General features: G+C 65.8%; 1 pseudogene. It reads left to right on the top strand.

Annotated elements, in window-relative coordinates:
• Window positions 1–532: pseudogene (locus EN925_RS38925) on the top strand (sugar ABC transporter ATP-binding protein); the annotation flags it as partial.

Here is a 532-nt window from a genome sequence, read left to right as displayed (position 1 = left end):
GTCCAACCTCGACGCCAAGCTGCGCGTCGACATGCGCATCGAGATCAAGCGCCTGCATGCCACCACCGGCACCACCATCGTCTACGTCACCCACGACCAGATCGAGGCGATGACGCTGGCGACCAAGATCGCCGTGATGCGCGACGGCGAGGTGCAGCAGTTCGGCACGCCGGCCGAAATCTACAACAACCCGAGCAATCTCTTCGTCGCCGACTTCATGGGCTCGCCGGCGATGAACCTGATCCCGGCGACGATCGGTACGTCAGGCAATGCGTTGTCCGTCGTGCTGCAGCGCGAGGCGCGCGAGCCGATCAACCTGCCGATGGCCAATGCGCCGGCGGGCCTGTCGGCATTCCAGGGCAAGCCGATCATCTTCGGTGTCCGTCCCGAAGCCCTGACCGATCCGGAAGGTGCCGAGCGCAACGCCTCGCACATCGCAACCGCGGACTGTCACATCGAGGTCGTCGAGCCGGCAGGTTCGGACACCTTCGCCGTCACCAATCTCGGCGGCAAGGGCGTGGTGGCGCGGCTG

Origin of the sequence: Mesorhizobium sp. M7A.F.Ca.US.006.04.2.1 (assembly GCF_004022915.1) — a bacterium.
GTDB classification, from domain to species: domain Bacteria; phylum Pseudomonadota; class Alphaproteobacteria; order Rhizobiales; family Rhizobiaceae; genus Mesorhizobium; species Mesorhizobium ciceri.
Note: the sequence above shows the minus strand (reverse complement) of the source record. Positions and strands in the feature narration are given on the sequence as shown.